Below are 23,522 nucleotides of genomic sequence, written 5' to 3'. Positions count from 1 at the left end.
TCCTCCCCTGAAAATTGTATTAACAGCATTTTTCTCCAGTAAATCACGGTCTCCTTTACATAAACCTGCAAATACTGACAACAGCCTATCAGGTTTATTTGAAGGACCTACAGTGGTGTACTACTAATGGAATAGGAGTGTATGTTTGAAATTGTATTTTTCCGTTTCAATGACTAAAATGGAAACATCTAAAAAGGGGTGGAACGCATGGCGATCAATCAGAAAATCCTTCCTGCAATCCGAAATATGAAGGATTTTGAGAAATTATTGGAAAGCAATTATGAATATCTTGTGTTGCTGGATAGTCACATCAGCCAGTTGAAGAGTCTCTCTAAGACAACTAAGCACCATGGGAAGAAGCTGCTTGTCCATGTGGACCTGATCCAGGGTTTGAAAAATGACGACCATGCTGCTGAATTCCTTGCACAGGAATTCAAAGTGGATGGCCTCATTTCTACGAGAGCGAGTGTCATTCTGACCGCGAAGAAAAAAGGACTTCTCGCGATCCAAAGGCTGTTTCTCCTCGACTCAAGTGCCTTGAAAAAGAGCTATTCATTGCTTGAAAAAACGAAGCCGGACTATATCGAAGTCCTTCCGGGCATTATGCCTCCAATTATTACGGAGGTTCATGAAAATACAGGAATTCCCATTTTAGCAGGTGGCTTGATCCGGACGATCGATGATGTGGAAAGAGCTCTGGATGCTGGTGCGACAGCGGTCACGACCTCGAGGACGGAGCTTTGGAAACATTTGTAATGTGATTGTAATGGAAATAATGATTGACAGCGTTTTCAGCATCGTGTAACCTAGTGGACAAGTTAATAGTCATGTGACGGAGAACAGGAGATCCACACGTATCACCCATTTCATGAATGGGGAGATTCGTGTGGATTTTTTCTTTTGACTGATTTATGCGAGATTCACTCCCTTGCCGCGGGCAAACGAAAAGCGGAAGCGACCCGGTTAGGCACGTAGGTCACTGGAAAACTGACGAGGAGGCTCGAACCAAACAAAGACTTGGTTCTGCGTGGGCTAACTCATAAGGATGTCAATCAATGTGTTGCCGCCGCAGGAAGTTTGAAGTGATCCAAGTGACTGGTCGCTGAGCTAGACATCACTTCCCTGTATTAACCCACTTCCGCGAGCCTCCTCGTTCACTTGCACAGGATGAATGAAATCATCTTTGTGTCTGCGATGAGAATTCTTAGAAGCTTTCCTTATGCTGGCTTCGGCGTTCACCACAAGAACACGGATTTACATACCATCCTTGGAGTTTTGCGCCGAGTAACTGCAGGCGCAGGGTGTGGTGGCAGTTAGTCGAAGATCCTTAATTCGCTGTGGTGGTCTCGCCTGGCTCGCTTTTCCCGTAGGAGTGTCGCAAATTTCGCTAAAAGGAAATTTCAACTCACCTAAGAACTTAACGAAGACTTACTAGAAAAACAGGTATTTATATGCAGCACTTTTGTTATTGTCAAAATTTCTCTGTTCATGACGAACATATAGTTAAATCATTTTGCGCAAATGATCCATCCGAACGAAGTATTTTTTTGAAAAGGTTTTCATCACAACCACAGGAGGAATGAGTATGTCGACATTTATGGCAGAAATCATGGGTACGATGATTTTGATCATTTTAGGAGGTGGCGTAGTCGGTGGTGTCGTATTAAAGAAGACAAAGGCACAAGATTCCGGCTGGATCGTCATTACAATGGGATGGGGGCTTGCAGTGGCAGTTGCGGTTTACGCTGTTGGTGGAATCAGCGGGGCACATATCAATCCTGCTGTTACACTCGGCCTTGCCTCAATCGGGGAATTCCCATGGGCTCAAGTACCGAAATACATCATAGCTCAGATGATCGGAGCCTTCCTTGGGGCGGTCATCGTTTACTTCCATTATCTGCCGCATTGGAGAGAAACGGAAGAACCAGAATTGAAACGGGCTGTCTTTTCAACAGACCCTGCAATCAGGCATTCTTTTTCGAATCTATTAAGTGAGGTCATCGGGACTTTTGTCCTTTTGCTCGGATTGCTCGCGATTGGGGCGAATGAATTCACTGAAGGACTGAATCCGTTGATTGTCGGATTTTTGATAGTCGCCATCGGACTATCACTTGGCGGTACGACGGGTTATGCAATCAATCCAGCTCGTGACTTAGGCCCGAGAATCGCACATTTTGTATTACCGATTGTCGGGAAAGGATCATCAGACTGGGGATATGCATGGATCCCAATCGTCGGTCCGATCTTGGGCGGGGTATTCGGTGCCCTGTTTTATAAAAGGATGTTCCTTGGTATCGATTCGCTAGCCTTCTGGATCGTAGGAGCGCTGATTCTACTCGTGTTATCAGCAGCCTACATGACAAGTGAAAAAGAAGTACCAGTAAAAGAGAAAGCATCTCCAGCAAGACTTAAAGAAACCATCCAATAAGGGGAGGAAGATGACATGGAAAAATACATTCTATCACTAGATCAGGGAACGACAAGTACACGTGCCATCCTTTTCAACAAGGAAGGCGAAATCGTCCATACTTCTCAAAAAGAATTCACACAGCACTTTCCAAAGTCCGGCTGGGTGGAACATAATGCCAACGAAATCTGGGGATCGGTCCTCGCCGTCATCGCACAAGTTTTATCCGAAACCGATACAAAGCCTGAACAGATTGCCGGCATCGGTATCACGAACCAACGGGAAACGACTGTCGTTTGGGATAAAAACACAGAAAAGCCGATCTATAACGCAATCGTCTGGCAATCCCGTCAGACTGCTGGCATTTGTGACGAACTGAAATCAAAAGGCCATAATGAGACATTCAGAAAAAAGACAGGCCTCTTGATCGACGCCTATTTTTCTGGGACTAAGGTGAAGTGGATCCTTGATAACGTTGAAGGTGCTCGTGAAAAAGCGGAAGCCGGAGACTTGATGTTCGGGACGATCGATTCCTGGATGATCTGGAAAATGACAGGCGGCAAAGCGCATGTGACGGATTATTCCAATGCATCGAGAACCTTGATGTTTAACATCCACGAATTGAAATGGGATGACGAATTGCTCGACATTCTTGAAGTACCGAAGTCGATGCTTCCAGAGGTCAAGCCATCGTCTGAAATTTACGGACATACGGTGGAACATCATTTCTTCGGTCAATCGATCCCGATCGCGGGCGTCGCGGGTGACCAACAAGCTGCGTTGTTCGGGCAAGCGTGTTATGAAGAAGGAATGGCCAAGAACACATACGGGACAGGCTGTTTCATGCTGATGAATACTGGGGAAAAAGCTGTCACATCTGATCACGGGCTGTTGACGACGATCGCCTGGGGAATCGATGGAAAGGTCGAATATGCACTTGAAGGAAGTATTTTCGTTGCCGGATCAGCAGTCCAATGGCTACGTGATGGGTTGAGAATGTTCAAGAATGCGGCTGACAGTGAAAAATATGCTGAGCGCGTGGAGTCAACGGAGGGTGTCTATGTCGTTCCTGCCTTTGTCGGACTAGGTACACCGTATTGGGACAGCGATGTAAGAGGAGCTGTCTTCGGTATCACGCGAGGGACGTCTAAAGAGCATTTTGTTAGAGCGACGCTTGAATCACTTGCGTATCAGACAAAGGATGTACTTACCGCGATGGAAGCTGATTCGAATATTTCATTAAAAGCACTCCGCGTTGACGGTGGTGCTGTGAAGAACAATTTCCTCTCCCAATTCCAAAGTGATGTATTGGGTGTGCCTGTTGAACGTCCAGTCGTGAACGAAACGACAGCTCTCGGAGCCGCATACCTGGCAGGACTTGCAGTCGGGTATTGGAAGGATCGCTCTGAGATCGCGAAGCAATGGAAAGTGGATCGCACCTTCTCGAATAAAATGGGTGAAAAAGAACGCGACTCGCTTTATGAAGGCTGGAAAAAAGCAGTCCACGCAACTATGGCTTTCAAGTAAAAAATATGATACGATAAAATCAAGTTAATATTCTGGTCGGAGAAATGGAGAGACCGCAACACCTTATAAGCCAACACTATGGTACTTATAGGGGAGTTGTGGTCTCTTTTTGTTTAATGAAAACCAGAAGACGTCAATACCTATGATAAAGATAGAAAATCGAAATTCAAATCGTTCTGAAGATTGCGAAATTCACCCTTTTTCCGTGGACGCTCCACAGGAGTGTCGTGAATTTTTTATAAAAGATCATCAAATAAGCATGACAGACCCAACTAAAAAGGAGTGCAGAGGATGAAACCTTCATTTTCAAGCAGAGACCGAATAGAGAAATTAGAAGCTATGGAACAAGAAGAATACGATGTGTTCGTTATCGGAGGTGGCATTACAGGTGCTGGTGTAGCACTGGACGCTGCAACCCGAGGCATGAAAACAGCCCTTGTCGACATGCAGGATTTTGCCGCGGGAACGTCCAGCCGCTCAACAAAATTGGTGCATGGTGGACTTCGGTACCTAAAGCAGTTTGAAATCAAGATGGTTGCAGAAGTCGGTAAAGAACGCGCGATCGTCTATGAAAATGGACCACATGTCACGACGCCGGAATGGATGCTGCTGCCGATTTATAAAGGCGGGACGTTCGGAAAATTCAGCACCTCGATCGGCCTGCTGGTTTATGATTTTTTAGCAGGCGTGAAACGAGGAGAACGAAGGAAAATGCTGAGTGCTACAGAAACGCTTGAGAAAGAACCGACTTTGAAAAAGGAAGGCTTGAAGGGCGGCGGCTACTACGTCGAATACCGTACCGACGATGCCCGCCTTACGATTGAAGTTCTTAAGAAAGCAGTCGAACATGGCGTCAACGCAGCCAATTATGTAAAAGTGGAAGATTTTATCTATGAAAACGGGCGAGCTGTCGGGGTTGTCTTAAAGGATCAACTTGGTGGTGGAACATATAAGGTCCGTACGAAAAAAATCATCAATGCAGCTGGCCCTTGGGTTGATACATTGAGGGATCGCGACAAGTCGAAGGAAGGGAAGACGTTACATTTGACGAAAGGGATTCATCTCGTCTTCGACCAGGAACGTTTTCCTTTGCAGCAGGCAATCTATTTTGATACACCGGATGGACGGATGGTTTTCGCGATTCCGAGAGATGGTAAGACGTATGTGGGGACGACCGATACGACGTACAACGAAAATATCGCTAAACCAAGAATGACAAATGAAGACCGTGAGTACGTGTTAGGCGCAATCGACTTCATGTTCCCCGACTTAAAAATAACTACTGAGGATGTGGAGTCAAGCTGGGCAGGATTGCGACCGCTTATCCATGAGGAAGGAAAGGACCCGTCAGAGATCTCACGTAAAGATGAAATCTTCATTTCGAATTCTGGCTTGATCACGATTGCAGGCGGGAAATTGACAGGATACCGTAAAATGGCTGACAGCATCGTCAACCTTACTACAGAACAATTGAGGGAAGAGGGAGTCGGCACTTATCCAGGATGCAATACGAAACACTTGCCGATCTCAGGTGGTGACGTCGGCGGTTCAGGTGGATTTGAGACTTTTAAAAAATCTAAAGTTGAGCAAGGCATGAAGCTGGGACTGAAGGAAAAGCTGGCAGAAATCCTCGTCCAACGCTATGGTTCGAACATTGATCCAATTTATGAAATCTACAAAGGGTTGGAAGATGGAGATGGAATGCCGAAGTATTTACGGGCTGTTTTGCAATACAGCATAGATGAAGAAATGGCAACCAAACCGATTGATTTCTTCATCCGTCGGACCGGAGCACTCTTTTTCGATATCGAATGGGTCTTCAAGTGGAAAACGCCAGTCATCGAATCAATGGCAGTACAATTAGGCTGGACAGATGATGAGAAACAGATTTATGAGGTCGAACTTGAAGAACATCTGACCCACTCTACGACACCGATGGATCTGGAGGATCCTGAGACAGCGATTTGATAGTTGTGTAGGAGCGAGGCGTTTGTTTAAAATGTGGAGCTTTGATTGTAGTGTAGAGCTTTGATCGTAGTAAGATTGTACCGAATTGCTCAAGCTGACATCAAAATTGCTCAAGATCACATCGAAATTGCTCAAGATGATATCGAAAATAGCTCAAGATCACATCAAAATTGCTCAAGATCACATCGAAATTGCTCAAGATGATATCGAAAATAGCTCAAGATCACATCAAAATTGCTCAAACCGGTACCAAAACACACACAAACAAACCAAATAATGAAAAAAGCTGGCCGAGATGGCCAGCTTCCTTTTCGAAAAAACCTATTGCCGGTACTGATTCGGTTGCATGTTTTGAGCAGGGGCATAGCTTTGCAACATTTGTGCCATATCTTGTTGTGCAAGCTGCGGAACCTGATAGTAGTGATGTTTGTTCTGATATAGGTAGATTTCATAGGCCATTTCAATAAAATTCGGCACACTGTCCGCAATCACTCTTCTTAACACAGGGTTCGTCATTTCCAAAGCGGTCATTGCTAATAAAGAAGAGGTAGACTTAGCTAGACCGAGCATGTATCCTGACACGCTTTCATCATTCACTTGATTTGCTGAAGTGAAGGGCTTTTTCGGTTGACCAGGACTCAGTCCATACACCGTGTCGTTGTTTTGCTGCATTTTATAAACACGTGTCGAGTGGGTCGGTTTTTGACCGGTCGAAAAGGCTTCGACGATGGTGTTGTACAGGTCGGTGATAAAACTATGCTGACGATATAGAATCGTTCGCAGCTCTTGATCCTTAACGAATTGATCATAAATAAGGTACTGATCCAACATGCCGATGATTGAAGAAAGAACTTCATGGCTGTCGAACATTTCATGGCCGCCATGATTCATACTCGGTGCCATCCGATTTTGCTGTTGAGCAGGATTTTGCTGCATTCCAGGTTGAGGCTGGGTTTGGTTTTGTTGCATGTTTCCAGCAGGCGGTGCGAATTGCTTAACATTCTGCTGCATATTAGTGTTTCCTGGTAAATGCTGCATACCATTTGGATTCATTTGATTTTGCACAATTTATTCCTCCCGAATGTGTAGTTTACCTAGTTAGTGTTTCAACTGTACCCTCAAAACATGTATTTAAAAGTCTTCTTTATTTACGAAATTATCAGACTTTGGTAAGATAAAAATTATTATAGTGATACATATAATCAATCAGTATTACACATCACTATGCTTGGTATATAAAACAAACTTCTCTTAATGGAAAGGGTGATTGTTTTGAGTTTAGTTTTACAAGAAGGAGAGCAAATTACAAAATTCCTTGAAAAACATAAAGAAGCAATCGAGGAAAACTTACTCACGGAAGCCGATAATGTAAGAGATAAGATTGAGGAAATCCAGATGATCGGGAACATCAATCTTTTGGAAAATGCACATAGACTCATCGGTTATGTCGTCAATCAAGAAACTGAGAAATTAGTTGCTTTCGCAAAACAGGAAGGCATAGTCTGGGCAAAGTATTCGATGACCTTGACGTTCAAATTGGACTGGGTGCATGCAATCCGTAGAACATTGTGGAGTTTCCTCTATCAATATGACAAATCACTTAATAAATCCGATTGTCGAGAAGAATTCTATTCAACGGAAAGAACGGTCAATGAACATATCGATCTTTTCCTGAACAATTTCTTTATAAGCTATTCCACGTTCAAAGATAAATTGCTTGAAAGAGAAAAGAAATTGGTAGAAAATCTATCTGTTCAAATCATACCGATCAACGCATCTACCGCTATTTTTCCATTGATTGGCGCCATTGATGAATTCCGTTCGGAAACGATAGAAGATAAAGTATTGGAAGAAGTAAGCAGAGGACGAATCGAGACCTTGATTATCGACCTTTCTGGGGTTGCGCAGATGGAATCAGATGTTACCCACCATCTTCTAAAAGTCATTGATGGTATTTCATTGATGGGATGTAAGGCGATCATTACAGGTATGCGAGCTGATATTGCCAGTAAAATGGTGAAAGAAGGACTATCGTTCAGAGATAAAGCAGAAGTCAGAGGAAACCTGCAACAAGCAATCAGTGCAAACCTCGTCGGTGATAACTGATACGTTAATGAAAAGGGAGCTTACCCAAAAAGCCTCGATAGAAGTGCTTTTGGGTAAGCTTCTTTTCTGTTACTGTATTCCTTTCAATTTTTCCGGCAAAATTTCTAGAAGCAATAAGCATAAATCTAAAACTTATTCCTCGTTTATGTAAAGGAAGTTGCCCATCATAAATCTATTTCATTGCTTTTCATTTCCCATGGTGATACCTTCGAATTAAAGAGGATATTTACATATGTTAGGGGGAGGGGCATGAACGCAAAAGCATTTATGATGGCACTTACAACAGTCGTCATTTGGGGATCGACGTTCGCTGCGATTCGTGCAAGTTTACATGGTGGCTATACGGCAGGGCATCTAGTGTTCACACGTTATTTTATTGCATCAATGATCTTCATCGTTCTGGCACTTTTGCCGGGGATCCGGATCCGTGTCCCAGATAAAAAGGATCTTGTCAAAATAATGCTGCTCGGATTCGTCGGCATCACCCTTTACAATATTGGCGTAACATTTGGGGAACTGACCGTATCTGCAGGAACGGCTGGAATGTTGATCGGATCGACACCTGTATTCACCGCTTTGATTGCAGTACTTGTTTTAAAAGAACATCCTGGAGCCGCTGGATGGATAGGACTTAGCATCGGCTTCATCGGCATTATTTTAATTACTTTAGGTACTTCAGGCTCCTCCTTCAGTATTTCGCAAGGCGCCTTATTGGTACTGATGGCAGCGATTGCAACATCTGTTTTTTTCGTTTTTCAAAAGTCACTTCACTACCGATATACGCCGCTTGAATTGACTGCTTATTTTACATGGGCAGGGACCTTGCCATTTGTCATTTTCACCCCAGGTCTTTTCGAATCGATTCAACAGGCGACGCTCGAAGCAAACTTATCAGCGCTTTATACAGGAATATTTCCCGCAGCTATTGCGTATATCACATGGGCGACCGCCCTTTCATTAGGACGAGCAAGCACTGTGACGAGTATGCTTTATGTTGAGCCGGTGATCGCGATTTTCGTTGCATGGCTCTGGTTGAACGAATGGCCGAGCACGCTTTCCTTGATCGGTGGTATCGTTGCAATTTCTGGTGTTGTCGTCGTAAATGGTTTAGGGAAGAAACATAGGAACATATCCAAAAAAGCAGCCTGATGGGTCTGTAAAAAAGTGTCTGCGTCTCTCCGAACTTAACACTTTGAGGTTTTAATCCAAAATGTTGTGTTGGAAGTGGCTGACACTTTTTCTTTTAGTCCCTTTTTCAAAGGTGGTGGAGATGATGTCAGAAGAAAAATTGGACAAACTGCTAAGCGTCATGTTTGTTATGAAAAAAAGAACAAACTCTCATGACCTGTCAAAATTCTCAACGTAGTAACATTGAATCATATAATTGATATTTGTTTTGTTATGACTCCAGTAGGGTACCTGACTTATATGTAATTATTATTACATAATAAACGTCCTAAGGAGGAGTGGCGAGATGAGTGAGGAAAACAAAAAGAATCGACAGCTTGAACAAGACCGTGTTGATGATAAAGGCAAAAAAATGACGACCAATCAAGGTGTCAAAGTTTCAGAGGATGAATTTTCACTCAAATCGGGAGAACGTGGTCCGACGTTGATGGAGGACTTCCATTTCCGCGAAAAAATGACGCACTTTGATCATGAGCGTATCCCGGAACGAATTGTCCATGCTCGCGGATTTGCTGCACACGGTGAATTTCAGGTATATGAATCGATGAAGGAATATACGAAAGCAGGTTTCTTGCAGGACCCATCTAAGAAAACGCCTGTATTCGTGCGTTTTTCAACGGTCGCTGGATCCAAGGGTTCAGCTGAGACCGTACGTGATGCGCGTGGTTTTGCGACAAAATTTTATACAGATGAAGGGAACTTCGATCTGGTAGGGAACAATATTCCGGTTTTCTTCATTCAGGACGCAATGAAATTCCCGGATCTCGTACATGCTCTTAAACCAGAACCCCACAATGAAATGCCGCAAGCAGCCTCTGCTCATGACACATTCTGGGATTTTGTCGCGAATAATCAGGAATCTGCTCATATGGTGATGTGGGCGATGTCCGGTCGTGCAATTCCTCGGAGTTTCCGTATGATGGAAGGATTCGGTGTCCATACATTCAGATTCGTAAACGATAAAGGGGAAGCGCATTTCATCAAGTTCCACTGGAAGCCTGTACTCGGAACACATGCACTCGTATGGGATGAAGCACAAAAAATCTCAGGTAAGGATGCAGACTTCCACCGAGCTGACCTGTATCAATCGATTGAGAATGGTGACTACCCTGAATACGAATTAGGTGTTCAAATCATTAAAGAAGAAGACGAGTTCAAGTTCGATTTCGACGTTCTGGACCCGACGAAAATCTGGCCAGAAGAAGATGTACCAGTGAAGTTGATTGGTAAAATGACCTTGAACCGCAATGTGGATAATGTATTTGCAGAAACAGAGCAGGTGGCTTTCCATCCCGGACATGTCGTTCCAGGAATTGATTTTTCAAACGATCCGTTACTGCAAGGACGTTTATTTTCATATACCGATACACAGTTGATCCGTTTAGGCGGACCAAATTTCCACGAGCTTCCGATCAATAAACCGGTCTGTCCATTCCATAACAACCAGCGTGATGGATACGGACGCCATACGATCAACAAGGGACAAGTCAGCTATCATAAAAATTCGCTTGCTCAAAACACCCCGGAACCAGCAAGTGAAGAAGAAGGCGGCTTCAAGCACTACCAGGAAAAAGTCGAAGGGCACAAAATTCGCGCTAGAAGTGATAGCTTCAAGGACCACTTCTCACAAGCAACCTTGTTCTGGAACAGTATGAGCAAGCACGAAAAAGAGGATATCAAGCAAGCGTTCAGTTTTGAATTAGGAAAATTAGAAAGTAAATCGGTCCAACAGCAAGTGGTTGATATGTTCGCAAATGTCAGTATGGAACTTGCCACTGAGGTAGCGGAAGCAATTGGTGCGGAAAAGCCTCAAGGAGAGGATTCCACTATCACGAAATCGTCTCCTGCACTAAGCATGGACAATACCGAGAAAAAGCCTGATACACGTAAAGTCGCTGTCATTGTTGCTGACAACTTCAACGGGAAAGAGGTTACTTCTGTACTGGATGGATTGAAGAATAAAGGTGCACAGCCTGAAATCATCAGTGAAAAGCTTGGTGTCGTGAAAGGGACGGAGGGTTCGGCGCTTGAAGTCGATCACACATTTCTGACGGCTGATTCTGTCTTGTTCGATGCGGTTTACGCAGTAGGTGGAAAAAATGAGAGTAAGAAATTCTATAATGATGCAGCCTACTTCATCAACGAGGCATTCATGCATTTCAAACCGATCGGTGCGACTCATGAAGGAACGAAGTGGCTTAATAAGATGGAGTTTGACAAGAGTCCAGGTGTCGTACTTGGTAAAGACATTAACGAATTTACAAACGAATTCCTTGGAGTGATTGCTGAACACCGCCACTGGGATCGCGAATTAGTATAATTGAACGATAGTATAACTGCTACAGCTGTGGCAGTTTTTTCTTTTTGTAAGGGTTGAATATCGGGACAAATTTGAGTGATATCGGTGCAAATCTGAAATTTATCGGTGATTTAGTGGGAAAGTGTAAATTTTTTACTGAAATAAGAACAAATGTTCTTGTGTTATTCGTGTTTTGGCATTATAATGAAGTTAGTGGTAAAAATTTGATAATTTCAGGAGAGTGATTGCATTGAAACACCTTACACCTTATTTTACGTTCGACGGGGATGGAAAAGCAGCACTGGAGTTCTATACGGATGTTTTTGGAGGAGAAGTAGTTGAATCGATGACGTTCGGAGATGCTGAGTTCGAGACTCCGTCAGAAGCGGATGATCGGATTATGCATGCTTACTTCAAAAAAGGAGATATGGTTTTCATGGTGTCTGATACTTTCCCAGGACAAAGTGTTCCAAAAGAAAGCAACGTATCAGTAGTCATCGAACCTGAAAATGAAGATGAACTTCAACGTCTATATGATCGTTTAAAGGAAAATGGAACAATTTTGATGGAATTGCAGGATACATTCTGGGGAGCAAGATACGCACTTGTCAAGGACGCTTACGGAATTACTTGGAACCTGAACTATCAAAAGTAATGTGTGTTACACAATATAGAAAACGAAAAAATAAAGTAATTAACAGCTACCTACTTTGTAAAATTAAAGATAAGTGAATTTATGTATTTATTATGATAATAGTAACTTGTCTTTAATGTCACACATAATAAAAAATTAGTACATCACTTGTATATAGTGGTGTACTTTTTTGTTTATAAGACCTTCGCAGGATAAATCAAGATCGAAACTTAAAGATTGTAGATAACTGTTTTATCAGGATATCTTTCACAACCTGATATTAGAGGATAAAATAGTGGTCAGTCCAGAAGATGAGACTTAATTCTGGACTGCCGCGTTACCCGAAATATTACTTGTGCTTTTTAGAGATTCTATCGTTCACCAGCGTTGGTATCTTTTTTATATGTGATCAAAAATGTGCAACTTTGCTAGTAGTAAAAATGATGTTACTTTCCACTATTGTTTTTATGATTTCTTCTTTTGAGAAGAATGTTGAATAGATGTTTATAAGAAAATAGTGGAGAATATTTATAAATAGATTCGTATTTCCAAGCCTCGCGATTAGCAAAATCAAGGGTACTATTTATGTCATTAACTTGATAACGATAGTAGTAATCAGTCATGGTATCCCTCCTGAGTACGCCAAATTTCTATTAAGCTTGGGATCTTATCCTAGTCCTTATGCCTTAATGATTTTTACCATTTGCCTTATTGCTCCAAGGTGATAGGCTGAGTGTGCTATAGCGCCCAGCACCTCATTTGCTTTAAATTCATCCCAGTCAACTGAATCGATTTTTTCTAAAACAGTTTTATAATCTCGTCGCAGGGTTTCTTGAATCTGACCCCAATGCTGCTGATCCACTGAAGTGATTTTCCAACTATCTTGCCAGTTTATTTTGGGTATATTTCCATCAAAAATATTGATTGTGCCCCATAGATAAAAACGCGTATGTTCTAAATGAGCAGCAATTGTTGTTCCGTGAACCGGAATAGACGCTTCGGTAGCAGTTATTTTTTCAACAGTTCCAAAAAGTCCGCTGTCAGGCTTTGATTCAGTAAACCAACTCCCCTTTTCAGGTGGCCCCTCAAAAGTTTCCTTCAAAAGTGTTTTAACTGATAAAATCAACAACTCATTCATTTTATTACCTCCAGTTAAATAGTCTCATAGGCTTCATAAAACATAAGAAACGATGGCGGTTATCAGAGTGATATAACCCTCTAAATATATTTAGGTGGTTATATCATAAAGGATTTGATTTTAACTGTCAATATCATTTATGATGGTTATAATAAAATTCGGATCCAAAGAGGTGACCTAGAGACTTTTGACATTCTTCAAGGGTGGCCCGAATCTGATAACATTACGAGAAAAATAAAGGAGTAAGGTAGGATGGCCGATTTAAATAAAGATAAAGATGTGTACACGCATGATTTGATTGGGGAGCGTTTATGTTTGGATTTTGCAAATACCGTTAGTTGGCACGATAGTAAGCAATCCCAGGAGTGGCTGACAAGTTATGAGAAGTTAGTAAACTGGTGTTTGCATGCTGATATTCTTAAGAAGCAACAATCGCTTTTATTACTCAAAAAAGCGGAAGAAAGACCTTCCGAGGCAAAAAAGGTTCTCCAACAAGCTATTGAGCTGCGAGAGTCTATCTTCCAAATATTTAGTTCGATCTCAAATGAAAAAAGGCCAACCTCAAAGGATCTCTCAATTTTGAATAGCGCTTTAGTCAACGCTTATAAAATGATGCGAATAGTACCTGAGGAAAATAAATTTTCTTTGGATTTTCTGAATCGTGAAGAAACGTTAGACGGAATGCTCCCACCGATTGTTCAATCTACTGTAAACATTCTCATTTCTGAAAAAGAACTAAGTAGGGTGAAAAAGTGTGAAGGGGATCCATGTGGTTGGTTGTTTTTGGATACAAGCCGCAATCGTAGCAGGCGCTGGTGTTCTATGGCAGATTGCGGGAATCGTGCAAAGGCAAGGCGTTTTTACCACAATAAAAAGTAATAGCTCCTAATGTGGAAATAATTGGAGGGATGTTCATCTTACACAAACGGCGTAGGTTTGTTTAATAAGAGCTTGATATCTCATATTAATACAAGGTATTTTGGGGAAAATAAACAGATTAGATAAAAAAAATGGATTTAATCATATTCATTGTGGGCTAAAAGGTATGTGGGCTACTTTCAAGGGGATGAACCGGGTTATCAAGTTACTGCACGGTAAGATCTAGCTATTTTTTGAAAATTGAACTCTACTCTTCCTAATTTAATTATAGCATACAAAAAATGGTAAATATAGACTATTTATTCTTATTTGCTACTGCTAAAATACAATAAATAAAGAAATGTAAAAGTTAGGAGAGATAAAGAATGAGTTCTTTGGTTCTCGGTTTTCAGGAAATGGAAAAAACGGAGATTTTGCTCGTTGGCGGTAAAGGGTTAAATTTAGGAGAATTATCTAAAATTGAAGGAATACAAGTACCAGAAGGATTTTGTGTTACAACAGTTGGATATCAAAAAGCCATCGAACAAAACGAAACGTATCATGCTTTGTTGGATCGACTAACAATGCTAAAAGTAGAAGATCGGGATCAAATTGGTGAAATCAGCCGGAAGATTCGACAAATCATTATGGAAGTAGAAATTCCTTCCGATGTTGTGAAAGCAGTAACACACTATCTCTCCCAGTTTGGTGATGAACATGCTTATGCAGTGCGTTCTAGTGCGACTGCTGAAGATTTGCCACATGCCTCTTTTGCTGGTCAACAAGACACCTATTTAAATATCATCGGCAAAGAAGCAATCATGCAGCATATCAGTAAATGTTGGGCTTCCCTATTTACGGATCGTGCGATAATCTACCGTATGCAAAATGGATTTGACCACAGTCAAGTTTATTTATCCGTTATCGTCCAAAGGATGGTGTTCCCACAAGCTTCCGGAATACTATTTACAGCTGACCCAGTTACCTCAAACCGAAAGTTGCTGTCGATCGATGCTAGCTTTGGACTGGGTGAGGCGCTTGTCTCTGGCTTAGTGTCTGGGGACAATTATAAAGTGCGGGAGGGTAGGATTGTGAAGAAGACGATTTCTACCAAAAAGTTGGCTATCTATGGACTAAAAGAAGGCGGAACAGAGACCCAGCAAATCGATCCTGATCAGCCAAAAGACTCAAACACTAACTGAACAACAAATTTTACAATTAGAACGCATGGGAAGACAGATCGAAGCTTATTTTGGTTGCCCACAAGATATCGAATGGTGTTTGGTTGATGATACATTTTATATTGTCCAGAGTCGTCCAATCACTACTTTATACCCCATCCCCGAAGCAAATGATCAAGAAAATCACGTCTATGTATCTGTTGGTCATCAACAAATGATGACCAATCCCATGAAACCACTGGGATTGTCTTTTTTCCTATTAACGACTCCTGCACCCATGCGTAAAGCAGGTGGAAGGTTGTTTGTTGATATCACACCTAATCTGGCCTCACCTGTTAGCAGAGAATTATTATTAGATACCCTGGGACAACAAGATCCGCTCATAAAAGACGCACTTATGACCATAATAGAGCGAGGAGATTTTATAAAATCGTTACCACATGATAAAAAAGAAGAGAGTCACAGTAAAAGCAATAAAGGTATGTCGTCTACGGGTTTGTTTACAAGCACAAATCGAAAACGATCCGACAATCGTTTCTGATTTGATTAAGCGTAGTCAAACATCGATAGAAGAGTTAAAGCATAACATCCAAACGAAATCAGGACCGGATTTATTTGATTTTATTCTAGAAGATATCCAGCAACTAAAGAAGATTTTATTTGATCCACAAAGTTCTGATGTGATTACGGCTGCTATGAACGCTTCATCATGGATCAATGAAAAAATGAACAAGTGGTTGGGTGAAAAAAACGTAGCAGACACGCTTTCTCAATCTGTGCCAAACAATATTACTTCGGAAATGGGGCTGGCGCTATTGGATGTTGCCGATGTGATTCGCCCTTATCCGGAAGTAATTGCTTATTTACAACATGTAAAAGATGATAACTTTTTGGATGAATTGGTTAAATTTGATGGTGGACAGGAGACCAAAGACGCTATCTATGCTTATCTTAATAAATACGGAATGCGATGTGTCGGAGAAATCGATATGACTAAATCCCGTTGGAGCGAAAAACCAACGACACTTGTCCCTATGATTCTTAGTAATATCAAAAACTTTGAGCCTAATGCCAGCAATCGGAAATTTGAGCAAGGGCGACAGGAAGCTTTGAAAAAAGAAAACAAGAGTTATTAGATCGATTGAAGCAATTACCGGATGGTGAACAAAAAGCCAAAGAAACAAAACGAATGATCGACCTGATCCGGAATTTCAGCGGGTTTAGGGAATATCCAAAATACGGCATGGTTAATCGCTACTTCGTTTATAAGCAGGCTTTACTGAAAGAAGTCGAACAACTCGTACAAGCCCACGCTATTCATGAAAAAGAAGATATAAACTACCTCACTTTTGAAGAACTTCGCGAAGTCGTACGTACAAATAAACTGGATTACCAGATCATCAGCAAACGAAAAGATGAGTACAAATTATATGAAAAACTAACTCCCCCACGTGTTATCACGTCTGATGGTGAAATCATTGTAGGTAAGTACAAACGAGAAAATCTCCCAGCCGAAGCTATTGCAGGTCTACCTGTTTCTTCCGGAGTTATAGAAGGGCGGGCACGTGTCATCTTGAACATGGAAGATGCGGATCTAGAAGATGGAGATATATTAGTCACCTCCTTTACTGACCCTAGCTAACCATTGTTTGTATCCATAAAAGGCCTAGTCACCGAAGTTGGTGGACTGATGACCCATGGAGCAGTGATCGCACGTGAATATGGCTTACCAGCAGTTGTCGGTGTGGAAAATGCTACCAAACTGATAAGAGACGGGCAACAAATTCGCGTGCATGGAACAGAAGGGTATATCGAAATATTGTAATCGACCCGAAGTATAAGAAAAAATACCTGAAAGAACCTTTCCCAGATACTGATGCCATATGTAGTATAAAAAGGATAGATAAAGCTGATAAAGTTCTGCTTTATCTATCCTTCTATTTCACCTTATACTTCTTTTTTATCTAGTCATTTCATCATAACCTTGACTTTTAGAAATATAGCTATGTTAAATAACTAATTGAAAAGGGTTGTCCGAAGTCTAGTTTTGGACAACCCCAGTTGTATTTTAGGTGTGCTACATTCATCAGGATTTTTGGAGACAGAGATCCTTCAACTCTTCATGCTCTGAAAGATCAACCCAAATGACAGCACCTAAGGGGTGAACATATGTAAGGGGTGTTTCAAACAGTCGGGGGTTACGGAGCACCCAGGCATGAGTTTTACGATATGGTTCCTCGGTGCACTGTTCATTGGGGACACAATGAAACTCTTCTCCTTGCTGGTACTCTTCTAAACTGATTTTCAGACAGTCAATGAGTTCGACTGTGCCGAAGATTTTTCCTGAACCGCTTTTAATCAATGCAATTTTGCCTCGGATATTTGTGTTCGACCCTCTGATCTCCCATGTTTTCCTTCCGTCAAAAATGTAATCGATCCAGGGGGACTTTATCAATAATCCTTTCATATCATGCTCCTCATCTACTTGTTAATGATGATTCTAACATTCTTTCATGATTTTGATGAAAGCTGAGTAAAATCTGTCATTTTAACAGTTTGAACGGGACGTTTGGTATTTGTTTGGGTTCTTTTTGGCGATGCACTTCGATTCAATTCTTGTTCAAAGCCTGTCATCGTCATTTTCCCTGCTAGAATGGTCAATGTAAAGGCCAGGACAGGGATGAAGGTGATCCAAGGATAACCGGTCCAAATGAATTCCCACCAGAGACCGAGCAGTCCAGACCATTCATTCGACAGGGAGTATTCCCTGCTCATGTCAAACATATCTTTTTTTACGTCCATACCTCCAACGAATATTCTCAATATCCCCAGGTGTGCCATTATCAACAGGACCTGGATCAGTTCTCTCATATAGATCATGATCAGCTGTGGAATCAAGTAAGGGATCAGATGTTTCTTGAGGATATGTCTTTTGCCAGCACCGAGAACGGCTACACCTTCCATGAATTCCTTTTTCAAAAATCGATCCGTTTCATTAAGGATGAGTAATGAATTCGTAGGAATGGCGATCACTGTAAGTACCAACACAATGATAAGCCCTTGATCAGTAAAACTTAACGAATATTCTCCTACATAAAACTTCTCATATAATAAAACCCAAATCAGTAAGAAGAATGCGAGGAGTGTGGCAGGAAAATAATTCCCCGCATCGACGAACCAAGCAAAAAACTTCTTTGTTTTAGAGAAAAACATACCTATAAAAACCCCGATTACAGTCGAGATGAATACCCGGAAAAAAGCGGTCACAAATGCGATACCTAACGTATATTTCGCTCCGATCACCATGATCGTCAAAAGACCACGACCGAAGTGTTCAGTTCCAAATGGCGGGTGATCTGTTGGATTATACGGATGGGGCACCAGCTCTCGATTATCATCATGCAGGAGCCCTATGATAGGAATTGAATCATCCTTCACCACATGATAAACGAGACTCGAAACAAATAATCCGATAATAAAAAGTGCTCCAATCAGAAACATTGGATTTTTCAATAACCGGACCATCATTAAATCATCACCTCTTTTCCGGTAGTGCGTTGTATGACAAGCTTAGAAATCAATAGGATCAGGAAAATCGGTATGTAGAACATGATCAGGCTGAACGCAATGATCTCAATTTGCTTATAGTTCAAGATATATTTCGTCAAGCCGTATATGTTGAAGATCCTTTCTAAAATGATCAAATTCGAGAGCATCAACCAGACGATTGCTTTCGAGTGGCTTGTTATTCCAATCACGGCATTCCGGAAGATATGTTTTAAGAACAATAGATTCGTGCCAACACCTTTACTGACTGCAAATTCCGCATACTGTTTCTCGTATTCTTCCATTGTCATGAACAACGAAACTTTATAGAAAAATAGAGTCGGAAGGAGCGAAAGCACGATGATCGGCACGAAATAAACCTTTTCGAATGCTCCAGCGATTGGAAACAACAGGATTTCCGTTTTTTTATAAAACCAGATGATGAAGAATTGTACGACAAAAATGACGAAAATATCAGGCAGTACTTCTAAGAAAGAAAGGATTCTTGACAAGACATGGACCATCCGTTTTGGCAAAAACGAGGTCAGATAGGTCAGGAATATTCCTGCAAACATAGCAGTTACTAAAGCGGCCATGAATATTTTGATCGAGTAAAGATAGTATTCCCAAAACATAGGGAAGAGAGAATAGTTCTTTTCAAGAGGACTTGGAAAAGGACCTGGATATTTGATGCCGTAAATATCCTTATAAACGATGATTTCACTTGGATTCACAAGCAAAATCACAAGCTTGTTAAGGTTTTGGAAATAACTCGTGAAACTGATATCGATCCCATACATTGTCATCCCGAGAAAAGCAGAAATCATGACAATACCAATTACGACAAAAAGAAAACGTATAATATTGTCAGCTATCGATTTTACCAAACCCACCACCTACCCCAATGACATTAATAATTGCCTATAATTATAGACGAAGCAAAAACAGTTTGGTAGAGAATTACTTTTTTGGTTTTTGAGGATGAAACCTTTCAGTTGATGTGAACGTAAATGAGAAAAGCAGAATGATAGGGAGCGGGTAAAATGAAGAGGCTTTATGTAATTCTGACTTTGGTTTTGATCATAGGTTTCGTTAGTGGGTGCAGTGATAAAAAGGATAAACCCGAAATGACAGAACAATTGAACGGAACGTGGAATGGAACAATCAATGTGCCGGGGCAGCCGTTGAATATCATCGTAAATTTTGAGCAAAAGGATGAGTTGGCGGGTACTATCAGCATCCCTGTCCAGAATGTAGCGGATTTCAGATTATCGGAAATCAAACTGAATGACGATAAAGTCAATTTTAAAATGCCACTACAAGGACAAGAAGTCATGCTTTACGGAACAATCGACAAGAATAAGATAGAAGAAACGTTCACACTATCCGGCCAAAGCTTCCCTTTTGAACTTAAAAAAGGAGATACAACCGCTGGCCAGCCAGAAGAGGAGGAAGATTTCCTGACAATCGGAAGAAACGACAGCTTGAAACGTTTAGCAAAAAGACTAGCGGAGAATGGAATTGCAAGTCTTCGTTATGACAAACGTGGAGCTGGTAAGAATCAAGAGGCGGTCATAACAGAAGAAGATATCCGATTCGACCGATTTGTTGAGGACGCTGAAAAATGGATTGAATTACTCGAACAAGATAAACGGTTTACAGATATCATTATCATCGGGCATAGTCAGGGTTCTCTTGTCGGGATGATGGCTGCGGAAGATTCGGCAGCCGATGCGTTCATTTCGATTGCGGGTGCCGGCCGGACGATTGATGAAGTTTTGAGAGAACAGTTGGAAACATTGCCAGATGAACTATATGATGAAAGTGAAAGCATTCTTGAAGAACTGAGACGAGGGAATAGAGTGGAAGAGGTAGATCCTCAGTTGATGAGCATATTCAAACCGAGTGTCCAACCATTCCTCATGTCTTGGTTGAACTACGATCCGACTGAAGAAATCCGACAGATGAGCATCCCGACACTCATCATCAACGGAAAGAATGATGTCCAGGTATCGGTAAAGGACGCTGAAAATCTTGCTGCTGCAAGGCCGGATGCCGAACTGTTGTTGATCGATAAAATGAACCACGTGTTAAAAGAAGCACCGGAGAACAGGGATGAAAACCTTGCGACCTATTCTGACCCATCACTGCCCTTAGCAGACGGCTTGGTGGAAGGAATTACAAATTTTTTAAAAGAAAATCAAATTAATAAGTAAATGATTCCAGTTGGGACTGACCAAATGAAAAGTGTCAGACACCTCCAACACAACATGTAATATCAAAATATAATTTTTCTCAAAATGTTGTTTAGTGGAGAGACTCAGACACTTTTAGGTCCGCCCCTTTTATTTTACGTTGGAGAAACTGAATTCGTAATGAATTTAATCCCTCTGATGCGTTGACAATCGACAATGAACGGATTACTATCGCTTTCATCGATCAATGTAACACAACAATCTTTATGATCAAGACAGGTGAAAATATAGTCCTGATCTTCGAAGAATTCATCATCACCTAAAGTGATTTGGATGACATCACCTGTTTTAAGCTTTTTAAATTGATGACACACACAACCTTTGCAATCTCTTTTGTCGCATCCACAACTCATCATATATCCCTCCCTTTGTTATCCATTTAATGGCTCATTCTGAAAAATCTTCACTCCAGCGATCTGAGTACAATCAAAAAAGACGATCGAGTCTTCTTGAGGTCTTCTAGTGGTTATACAACACTTTTTTTCATCTAGGCATACGAAAACAAAATCTTCATTCTCAAAAAATTCATCTGTGTTGTCAATTGCAATTTGAATAGTGGTTCCTGTTTCTAACTTACGGAACAATTTACAAATACAACTGTTACAATCCTTAAAATGTTTTCTCATGATTCTCCTCCTTCTATACCGGAATGCAATTTACTCGACAGCACCTGGTCCGTTTTCGTTTACGATTTCGAACGCAACAAGATCATTGCAGTCCAAAATGAAAGCATTGTCGTCACTAGGATCGATCAAAGTAACACAGCACGTTTCCTTATCAAAACAGACAAAACGGTATTCTTGGTCTGCTTCAAAAAAATCTTCAAGAAAAGCAAGCCTGATCAGCGTTCCTTTTTCCAGATCTCTTAGCAGGTCACAGAGACAGCTTTTACATTTGTTTTTCTTTTTTGTATGTCGGACTGTTTCCCCTTCATTAAAAAGTCCTTTTTTTCTCAATGTCAATCCCTCCTTTAACGTCTCAAAAAGGTATACTGCATCTTATGAAATTAGTCCAATTATGTATAGGCGTCCACCTATATGCCCCCCCATGCCTCGAAAGCCTATTTTCACAATGACCTAGACCTTGCCGTGACCTTAATCTATTAATTTGCGTAAACTAGTAATGAAATAATAGAAAGGTGTGATTTCAAACTTGATGGACTTCTCTCCTCATAGGATCCTCATCCGTTTCCGCGATAAAACCCCACCTGATAGATGTCTTCACATACATCAACAAGCTAGAGCGAAAGTAACCCGAATCATAAAAGAACTGAACGTTGAAATCGTAGAAGTTCCACCAGAACAAATAGAGGAATGTCTTCATTGCTATTTAAGCTGCAGTGAGGTTGAATTCGCCGAAAGAGATGCACTCGTCAAGGCAGATCTTGTTCCGAACGATCCGCTTCTCCCTCAACAATGGGGTGTTCTGAAAGTAGCTGCTACAAGGGCGTGGAACATTACACGTGGTTCCACGAAAGTCCCGATTGCCATCCTCGATACGGGGCTCGACATGACCCATCCTGATCTCCAAGATAAAATCATTTTGAACGCTAATTTTTCAGATACGTCAACAGCGCAGGATTTCAATGGCCATGGAACCCATGTGGCTGGCATAGCGGCAGCCGTCACGAAAAATGGAAGGGGGGTTGCAGGACTTGCGATCAATCCTACATTGATGAACATCAAAGTACTGGATGATGGTGGGACAGGCTCTTTGAGTAGTGTCGTACAAGGCATCGTTTATGCTGTAGATAATGGGGCCAAAGTCATTAACATGAGTCTCGGTACTACGTTCTTCAGTTCAACACTCCATGATGCGGTCAAATATGCGCAAAGGAATGGGGTGCTGTTAGTCGCTGCAGCAGGTAATGATGGGGTCAATCAACATAATTATCCAGCTGCTTTTGCTCAATGTATAAGTGTTGCGGCAGTTAACCGGGAGGACACGAAGGCTTTCTTTTCTAACTTCGGAGCTTCATGGGTTGATCTTGCAGCTCCAGGGGTCGAACTGTTATCGACCATGCCGACCTATCCGAATGCCATCGGACCACAAAACTACGGCTTTCTATCCGGGACATCTCAAGCAACACCCTTAGTTAGCGGATTGGCAGCATTACTTCTTTCCCTAAATCGAAATGCGAATGTCGTCAGACGGACCATCGAATCGACAACTGTTCCAATTGCAGGGGTAGGCACCCTGTATGAATATGGACGGATCAATGCCTATAATGCCCTGTTGAAACTACCTCGATAAAAAAGAGGCTATCCAATGAGTGTCTGACTTTCTACGACATGTGGGGTGGAGCCTATGGACTGCCTCATCTTAAATTTAACGGACATCTGAGCCGTTATTTGTGACCAAAAGCGATGATTTGAAAAATGAACGGACACCACGGACGTTATTTGTTCCCACAGT

At 41.6% G+C, this 23,522-nt stretch carries 19 protein-coding genes and 1 pseudogene; 12 read left to right on the top strand and 8 right to left on the bottom strand.

What is annotated here, in order from left to right; translation table 11 throughout:
* The first annotated feature begins 207 nt into the window (after nucleotides 1-207).
* The 4 genes from KOL94_RS17825 (at nucleotide 208) to KOL94_RS17810 (ending at nucleotide 5,902) form a co-directional block, all read left to right on the top strand.
* Nucleotides 208-756 carry a glycerol-3-phosphate responsive antiterminator gene (locus KOL94_RS17825; protein ID WP_221567952.1) on the top strand — a complete coding sequence of 183 codons (549 nt, stop codon included), beginning with the start codon at nucleotides 208-210 and terminating at the stop codon, nucleotides 754-756.
* A gap of 829 nt (nucleotides 757-1,585) precedes the next feature.
* Nucleotides 1,586-2,428 (top strand): MIP/aquaporin family protein, encoded by an 843-nt coding sequence (locus KOL94_RS17820; protein WP_221567951.1) that lies wholly within the window; start codon nucleotides 1,586-1,588, stop codon nucleotides 2,426-2,428.
* Nucleotides 2,429-2,443: 15 nt separating this feature from the next.
* Nucleotides 2,444-3,934 carry a glycerol kinase GlpK gene (glpK, locus tag KOL94_RS17815; protein ID WP_221567950.1) on the top strand — a complete coding sequence of 497 codons (1,491 nt, stop codon included), beginning with the start codon at nucleotides 2,444-2,446 and terminating at the stop codon, nucleotides 3,932-3,934.
* A gap of 291 nt (nucleotides 3,935-4,225) precedes the next feature.
* Complete coding sequence (locus KOL94_RS17810) at nucleotides 4,226-5,902, top strand: glycerol-3-phosphate dehydrogenase/oxidase (protein ID WP_221567949.1); 1,677 nt, start codon at nucleotides 4,226-4,228, stop codon at nucleotides 5,900-5,902.
* 321 nt (nucleotides 5,903-6,223) lie between these two features.
* Here KOL94_RS17810 and KOL94_RS17805 read toward each other — a convergent pair whose 3' ends face one another.
* Entirely contained in the window at nucleotides 6,224-6,871 is a 648-nt protein-coding gene (locus tag KOL94_RS17805; protein ID WP_221568250.1) for a spore coat protein, read from the bottom strand.
* Nucleotides 6,872-7,165: 294 nt separating this feature from the next.
* Here KOL94_RS17805 and KOL94_RS17800 point away from each other — a divergent pair, with 294 nt between their 5' ends.
* From KOL94_RS17800 to KOL94_RS17785, 4 genes are all read left to right on the top strand, one after another.
* Nucleotides 7,166-8,008, top strand: coding sequence for an STAS domain-containing protein (locus KOL94_RS17800; RefSeq protein ID WP_483298090.1), 843 nt, complete (start codon nucleotides 7,166-7,168; stop codon nucleotides 8,006-8,008).
* Nucleotides 8,009-8,257: 249 nt separating this feature from the next.
* Nucleotides 8,258-9,157 (top strand): DMT family transporter, encoded by a 900-nt coding sequence (locus KOL94_RS17795; RefSeq protein ID WP_221567947.1) that lies wholly within the window; start codon nucleotides 8,258-8,260, stop codon nucleotides 9,155-9,157.
* Between the two features lie 325 nt (nucleotides 9,158-9,482).
* Nucleotides 9,483-11,516 (top strand): catalase, encoded by a 2,034-nt coding sequence (locus KOL94_RS17790; RefSeq protein ID WP_221567946.1) that lies wholly within the window; start codon nucleotides 9,483-9,485, stop codon nucleotides 11,514-11,516.
* A 220-nt stretch (nucleotides 11,517-11,736) separates the two neighbouring features.
* Nucleotides 11,737-12,150, top strand: coding sequence for a VOC family protein (locus KOL94_RS17785; protein WP_311775188.1), 414 nt, complete (start codon nucleotides 11,737-11,739; stop codon nucleotides 12,148-12,150).
* A gap of 658 nt (nucleotides 12,151-12,808) precedes the next feature.
* On the opposite strand, the gene KOL94_RS17780 is transcribed toward KOL94_RS17785, so the two are convergent.
* Nucleotides 12,809-13,267, bottom strand: coding sequence for a hypothetical protein (locus KOL94_RS17780; RefSeq protein ID WP_221567944.1), 459 nt, complete (start codon nucleotides 13,265-13,267; stop codon nucleotides 12,809-12,811).
* Between the two features lie 252 nt (nucleotides 13,268-13,519).
* Here KOL94_RS17780 and KOL94_RS17775 point away from each other — a divergent pair, with 252 nt between their 5' ends.
* Together KOL94_RS17775 and ppsA are read left to right on the top strand one after the other, a co-directional pair.
* Nucleotides 13,520-14,146 (top strand): CGNR zinc finger domain-containing protein, encoded by a 627-nt coding sequence (locus KOL94_RS17775; protein ID WP_221567943.1) that lies wholly within the window; start codon nucleotides 13,520-13,522, stop codon nucleotides 14,144-14,146.
* Nucleotides 14,147-14,511: 365 nt separating this feature from the next.
* Nucleotides 14,512-17,131, top strand: a pseudogene (gene ppsA, locus KOL94_RS17770) (phosphoenolpyruvate synthase).
* A gap of 261 nt (nucleotides 17,132-17,392) precedes the next feature.
* On the opposite strand, the gene KOL94_RS17765 reads toward ppsA, so the two are convergent.
* Genes KOL94_RS17765 through KOL94_RS17755 form a run of 3 tightly spaced genes read right to left on the bottom strand, consistent with a single transcriptional unit; the run spans nucleotide 17,393 to nucleotide 19,739 of the window.
* The gene (locus KOL94_RS17765; RefSeq protein WP_221567942.1) at nucleotides 17,393-17,773 is read right to left on the bottom strand and encodes an ASCH domain-containing protein; all 381 of its coding nucleotides are present in this window, start codon (nucleotides 17,771-17,773) and stop codon (nucleotides 17,393-17,395) included.
* A 44-nt stretch (nucleotides 17,774-17,817) separates the two neighbouring features.
* Nucleotides 17,818-18,834, bottom strand: a complete 1,017-nt coding sequence (locus KOL94_RS17760; RefSeq protein ID WP_221567941.1) for an ABC transporter permease — start codon at nucleotides 18,832-18,834, stop codon at nucleotides 17,818-17,820.
* Nucleotides 18,834-19,739, bottom strand: coding sequence for an ABC transporter permease subunit (locus KOL94_RS17755; protein ID WP_221567940.1), 906 nt, complete (start codon nucleotides 19,737-19,739; stop codon nucleotides 18,834-18,836). Before KOL94_RS17755 ends, KOL94_RS17760 begins: the two co-directional genes overlap by 1 nt.
* A gap of 156 nt (nucleotides 19,740-19,895) precedes the next feature.
* Here KOL94_RS17755 and KOL94_RS17750 point away from each other — a divergent pair, with 156 nt between their 5' ends.
* A complete protein-coding gene (locus KOL94_RS17750) occupies nucleotides 19,896-21,068 on the top strand; it encodes an alpha/beta hydrolase (protein WP_221567939.1) in 1,173 nt (390 codons plus the stop codon).
* A gap of 134 nt (nucleotides 21,069-21,202) precedes the next feature.
* On the opposite strand, the gene KOL94_RS17745 is transcribed toward KOL94_RS17750, so the two are convergent.
* From KOL94_RS17745 to KOL94_RS17735, 3 genes are read right to left on the bottom strand one after another with little or no spacing between them, the layout of a single operon-like run.
* On the bottom strand, nucleotides 21,203-21,460 hold the full coding sequence (locus KOL94_RS17745) for a hypothetical protein (protein WP_221567938.1): 258 nt from the start codon (nucleotides 21,458-21,460) through the stop codon (nucleotides 21,203-21,205).
* A gap of 18 nt (nucleotides 21,461-21,478) precedes the next feature.
* Entirely contained in the window at nucleotides 21,479-21,733 is a 255-nt protein-coding gene (locus tag KOL94_RS17740; protein WP_221567937.1) for a hypothetical protein, read from the bottom strand.
* A gap of 30 nt (nucleotides 21,734-21,763) precedes the next feature.
* A complete protein-coding gene (locus tag KOL94_RS17735) occupies nucleotides 21,764-22,063 on the bottom strand; it encodes a hypothetical protein (protein WP_221567936.1) in 300 nt (99 codons plus the stop codon).
* A 184-nt stretch (nucleotides 22,064-22,247) separates the two neighbouring features.
* Here KOL94_RS17735 and KOL94_RS17730 point away from each other — a divergent pair, with 184 nt between their 5' ends.
* Complete coding sequence (locus KOL94_RS17730; RefSeq protein WP_221567935.1) at nucleotides 22,248-23,360, top strand: S8 family peptidase; 1,113 nt, start codon at nucleotides 22,248-22,250, stop codon at nucleotides 23,358-23,360.
* Nucleotides 23,361-23,522: the final 162 nt, after the last annotated feature.

It is taken from the genome of Alkalihalobacillus sp. TS-13 (assembly GCF_019720915.1).
In the GTDB taxonomy this organism is placed as follows: domain Bacteria; phylum Bacillota; class Bacilli; order Bacillales; family Fictibacillaceae; genus Pseudalkalibacillus.
This window is presented reverse-complemented; position numbering and strand designations above follow the sequence as displayed.

Coding starts and splice junctions, on each gene's coding strand:
- KOL94_RS17795 (WP_221567947.1), top strand. CDS start 8,258: ATGAACGCAAAAGCATTTATGATGGCACTTACAACAGTCGTCATTTGG.
- KOL94_RS17820 (WP_221567951.1), top strand. CDS start 1,586: ATGTCGACATTTATGGCAGAAATCATGGGTACGATGATTTTGATCATT.
- KOL94_RS17750 (WP_221567939.1), top strand. CDS start 19,896: ATGAAGAGGCTTTATGTAATTCTGACTTTGGTTTTGATCATAGGTTTC.
- glpK (WP_221567950.1), top strand. CDS start 2,444: ATGGAAAAATACATTCTATCACTAGATCAGGGAACGACAAGTACACGT.
- KOL94_RS17790 (WP_221567946.1), top strand. CDS start 9,483: ATGAGTGAGGAAAACAAAAAGAATCGACAGCTTGAACAAGACCGTGTT.
- KOL94_RS17740 (WP_221567937.1), bottom strand. CDS start 21,733: ATGAGAAAACATTTTAAGGATTGTAACAGTTGTATTTGTAAATTGTTC.
- KOL94_RS17775 (WP_221567943.1), top strand. CDS start 13,520: ATGGCCGATTTAAATAAAGATAAAGATGTGTACACGCATGATTTGATT.
- KOL94_RS17765 (WP_221567942.1), bottom strand. CDS start 17,773: ATGAAAGGATTATTGATAAAGTCCCCCTGGATCGATTACATTTTTGAC.
- KOL94_RS17780 (WP_221567944.1), bottom strand. CDS start 13,267: ATGAATGAGTTGTTGATTTTATCAGTTAAAACACTTTTGAAGGAAACT.
- KOL94_RS17760 (WP_221567941.1), bottom strand. CDS start 18,834: ATGATGGTCCGGTTATTGAAAAATCCAATGTTTCTGATTGGAGCACTT.
- KOL94_RS17810 (WP_221567949.1), top strand. CDS start 4,226: ATGAAACCTTCATTTTCAAGCAGAGACCGAATAGAGAAATTAGAAGCT.
- KOL94_RS17805 (WP_221568250.1), bottom strand. CDS start 6,871: ATGCAACAAAACCAAACCCAGCCTCAACCTGGAATGCAGCAAAATCCT.
- KOL94_RS17825 (WP_221567952.1), top strand. CDS start 208: ATGGCGATCAATCAGAAAATCCTTCCTGCAATCCGAAATATGAAGGAT.
- KOL94_RS17745 (WP_221567938.1), bottom strand. CDS start 21,460: ATGAGTTGTGGATGCGACAAAAGAGATTGCAAAGGTTGTGTGTGTCAT.